The organism is Parasutterella muris (assembly GCF_943193095.1).
In the GTDB taxonomy this organism is placed as follows: Bacteria; Pseudomonadota; Gammaproteobacteria; order Burkholderiales; family Burkholderiaceae_F; genus Parasutterella; species Parasutterella muris.
The window spans coordinates 1-2,514 of sequence record NZ_CALPCV010000060.1; the positions used below are offsets into that span (position 1 = coordinate 1).

General features: G+C 47.8%; 2 protein-coding genes. One reads left to right on the forward strand and one right to left on the reverse strand.

Annotated elements, in window-relative coordinates:
• Positions 1 to 56 precede the first annotated feature (56 nt).
• Positions 57 to 1,124 carry a porin gene (locus tag NFR90_RS11490; protein ID WP_251453137.1) on the forward strand — a complete coding sequence of 356 codons (1,068 nt, stop codon included), beginning with the start codon at positions 57 to 59 and terminating at the stop codon, positions 1,122 to 1,124.
• Positions 1,125 to 1,374: 250 nt separating this feature from the next.
• On the opposite strand, the gene NFR90_RS11495 is transcribed toward NFR90_RS11490, so the two are convergent.
• Positions 1,375 to 2,457: a porin gene (locus tag NFR90_RS11495; protein ID WP_251453138.1), complete on the reverse strand. Its 1,083-nt coding sequence runs from the start codon at positions 2,455 to 2,457 to the stop codon at positions 1,375 to 1,377.
• Positions 2,458 to 2,514 lie beyond the last annotated feature (57 nt).

The following is a 2,514-nucleotide window of genomic DNA, read 5'->3' on the forward strand; positions in this document are numbered from 1 at the left end:
TTGCTAGGAATTTGAACTTTCTGCAAGTTTTTAACTTCAATTGGAGTATTTCTCAAATGAAAAAAACACTTTTAGCGATGGGCGTCCTCGGCGCTTTCTCCTCTCTGGCTTTTGCCGCTTCCAACGTAACACTGTACGGCCTCATCGAAGAAGGCGTTGTTGTTTCCAAGGCTAAACACAAAGACACAATTGTCGACCTGAAAGCCGGCTTTGACTCTGGCAACCGCTGGGGTATTAAAGGTGTTGAAGAACTCGGCAACGGTTATTCCGTTGGCTTCATCCTTGAACAGGGATTCAATGCAGACGACGGCAGTGAAGGTGTTGCTGGAAAAGCCTTCAATCGTGAATCTATCCTTTATGTTAACGGCGGATTTGGTTCTGTCGCCTTCGGTCGTACTGGTGGTTTAGCTTTCGCTCAGAGCAGAGCAATTCTCTCCGGTTGGGTCTTCGGCACAGGTTACGGCTCTGGCGCTTGGAATGCAATTGACTTCGTTGCCAAGCGTATGAACAACGTTGTTTCCTACGCCTCTCCGTCCTTTGGCGGCGTCACCATTCACGCCATGTACTCTAACAGCGGCTCCAACGAATTAGCCGTTGACGACGAGAACAAATGGTCAAAGAACGGCCACTACTATGGTATTGGTGCCAAGTATGCTAACGGCCCGATTCTTTCTTCTTTAATCTTTGAAGCTACACAGAATAAGAACTCCCTCGAAGTTGATGGTAAGGAACAAATTACAAACCACAATCCGAAATATGGCATCAACTACGGCCTGTCTTGGGACTTCGGTGCGGTTACTCCGATGTTCGCTTATCAGTATGTTTGGCAGGATCAGGGCAACAAAGACCATCAGTTCGGTCTGAGCGCCAAGATTAACGCCGGCGGCGGTGCAATCAAAGTTGGTGCCCGCTACACCTTCGGTAAGAATGACGGCGCAGCTGCTGGAACAGAAGATAAACATAACGCCTGGCTTGTTGGCGCTGCTTACGAATACCCGCTGAGCAAGCGTACGATGATCAAGTCTTACGCTGGTTATGCTGACGGCGGAAAGGCTTGGAAAGACACAACTGATACAAAATACAATGGCTATCAGGTTTATCTTGGCCTCTGCCACAAGTTCTAATCTAACTACTTGTTAGTTTAGGTATTTCTTGGGCCTCCTTCGGGAGGCCCTTGCATTTGAATAGCCGGAGTTCTTTTATCGAATCTAAAACATTAAGTATCTATCCTTGCTGAGATGGATGGAGATAACAATCCCGCGATTAAGGAAAAATTCCTTAGCCTCAAGGTCTATTAATCGTTACTAACACTTTATAAGGTAAAAAAAGACCTCCCGAAGGAGGCCCTAACATCTAAGTTAGCTTAAAGCTAGATTAGAAGTTGTGTGTCATACCAACAGAGAAGACATAGCCGTCGAAGTTAGCGGTCTTAAGTGTGTCTCCAGCAGCCTTAAGGTTCTTCAGGTTGTCAGCAGAATAGCCTTTGTCGCCATCAGCCCAGCTGGCGAAGCCCCAAACTGTTGTACGCTTGCTCAGAGGATATTCATAGGCAGCGCTGATGGAGAGAGAGCGATACTTGTCTTCGCCTGTAGCAGCCTTGAAAGTATCTGTTTCGTTTTTACCGAGGAGGTACTTGACACCGGCCTTAACTGTACCGCCAGCAACCGGAGCTGCTGCAGACAAACCAAAGACGTGCTGTTTGTACTGTGTATCCTGCCAAGCATACTGGTAAGCGAACTGCGGAGTGATAGCACCGAAGTTGTATCCAAGACCAAGGTTAACGTTGTAGGCTGTTTCACCGTTGCCGCCCTTATTGTCTGCAGATTCAAAAATAAGAGTGTTGCGGTAACCGCCGAGCTGATATGCAAGACCTAAGCCGTAGTAGTGGTCGTTCTTGGCCCATTCAGCTGTATCTGTCTTTGTGCCATTGGAATACATGGCATGAACTGTCAAGCCGGCAAAGCTCGGAGAGACATAAGCAATAGCGTTATTAGCGCGTCCGTTATTCTTCATGAAGGAAGTCAGTGTACCCTGTGTCTGGTAGCTTGTTCCCAGTGCCCATCCGGAGAGGATGCTGTTGGACTGAGCGCCGTTAGCCAGAGTACCTAAACGACCAAAACCGATCTGACCAAAACCGCCGTTGATGTAGAGCTTGCATTCACGGGAGAAAGCGCCGTTCATCTTCTGAGCGCCGCTACCGTCGTCACTGTTGAAACCATCTTCAAGGATGAAGCCGACAGCGTAGCCGTTGCCGAGTTCTTCAACGCCTTTGATACCCCAACGAGAGCCGTTGCGGAAGCCGGACTGCATGTCAACAACGTTCTTAGCATCTTTTGCACCGCCGTCATGTGTGAAAACGACAGATGTATCGATAACACCGTAGAGAGTGACGTTGGAAGCAGCAAAGGCGACACCGGAAGCGCCCATAACAGTCAAGGCTAAAAGTGTTTTTTTCATTTGAGAAATACTCCAATTGAAGTTAATAAACTTGCAGAAAGTTCAAATTCCTAGCAA